General features: G+C 33.9%; 2 protein-coding genes. Both read right to left on the reverse strand.

Annotated features, from left to right (window positions below; translation table 11 throughout):
- Nucleotides 1–245 precede the first annotated feature (245 nt).
- Complete coding sequence (locus H4J69_RS19565; RefSeq protein WP_182245197.1) at nt 246–527, reverse strand: hypothetical protein; 282 nt, start codon at nt 525–527, stop codon at nt 246–248.
- A gap of 112 nt (nt 528–639) precedes the next feature.
- A complete protein-coding gene (locus H4J69_RS19570) occupies nt 640–1,203 on the reverse strand; it encodes a hypothetical protein (protein ID WP_182245198.1) in 564 nt (187 codons plus the stop codon).
- Between the last annotated feature and the right edge of the window lie 211 nt (nt 1,204–1,414).

Raw genomic sequence — 1,414 nt, forward strand, 5'->3', positions numbered from 1 at the left:
CTAAGCATTGTTGATATTCTATAACTGAAGGAAAGATATTTTGGGCTAGTTTCTTAGATTCAGTATCTTCATCACAAGCACTTAAAATAATAATTAGTAAACACACAACTACTCTATTCACACTGTATCCTTGTAAAGTTGCCTAACGCCCTATTAAGCGGCGATAAATTGTTGGTTATAATAGAGAGCGAAGCGAACAAAACCAACTGTTATTTGTCCTACTTGAGTGGCTTGTTATAAGTATTTTACTCTGACTCTGTTTTAGGTTTGATTAACAGTTTTAACAATATTTTTTCGATAGAATAAAAACATAAGGCCAAAACTGTATATAACCCTGTGCTTATTGCACCCCAAATAAAACCAGAATCGCTACTTGTATAAGGTAAACCTAACTCAGCATGACGTTCAATACTTAAATTAATTAAGTACCAATTTGCAAAAACAGCTATTAATAAAAAACCCATTAAGATTTTAACCGATTTGAATTTATATTTTTTAACGATTGATTTGATCTCATCCTGTGACATAAACACTTCCTTTTGGATACTTATAACGCCACGTTAAGCGGCAAAAAATTGTTGGCTAAAATTGTGAACGGAGTGAAACAGCCAACTGTTTTTTGTCCGTTTGAACACCTTGTTAGGCATTTTTATACTCTGGCCATTGTTCTATAGGGCTCTCTAGAAGCCAAAGCTCTTCTTCATTGGAATGCCAAATTAAATAAGGGAAATTATTGGTTCCATAAGAGCGAATTACACTTCCATCTGGAGTGGTGAATTGATCTGAAATTGAAACAATCGGCCAATCACCAAATGAATCAGCTTGTGATTTTAACAAAGAGAGTAGATCACAAGTTTGAATTTCTTTACCTAAGCCTTCTTCATCGTTTGCAAACTCTGTATCCACTAAAATAAATTGGCTACCATCTTCCTCATCGAAGCACCCGGAACCAATATTACAAATTTCTACCTCACCATCGTTTAAATTAGTAAACCGCGCTTTTTTAGTTACTAGTTTTGTTTTGAATTGAGGGTATTCTATTAATCTTTGTTCTATGGCACTTATTAAATCATTTACCGTAATCCAAGAGTCAGCTTTTGTGTTGAAACTTTTCATATAGACATGAAGTTCGGACTCATCGTCACTAATAATATCATTTATTTCTTGTTGGGATTTTCCCCCAAAAATTGATTTAAAACTCATAACGTCACTAAATGCCTAACGCCTTACTAAGCGGCGCGAAATAGTTGGCTAAAATTGCGAGGAACGAAGCTAGCCAACTGTTTAGTGTCCGTTTAAGTAACTTGTTATATGCCTTGAACACCAGTATTTTTGAACAGTCTGATTAAATTAGCCAAAGAGAATATGGCCATTACAAACGAAACTACTGATAAGATATACAAAATATAATTAA

Source organism: Colwellia sp. BRX10-9 (genome assembly GCF_014077405.1).
In the GTDB taxonomy this organism is placed as follows: Bacteria; Pseudomonadota; Gammaproteobacteria; order Enterobacterales; family Alteromonadaceae; genus Colwellia_A.

Coding starts and splice junctions, on each gene's coding strand:
- H4J69_RS19565 (WP_182245197.1), bottom strand. CDS start 527: ATGTCACAGGATGAGATCAAATCAATCGTTAAAAAATATAAATTCAAA.
- H4J69_RS19570 (WP_182245198.1), bottom strand. CDS start 1,203: ATGAGTTTTAAATCAATTTTTGGGGGAAAATCCCAACAAGAAATAAAT.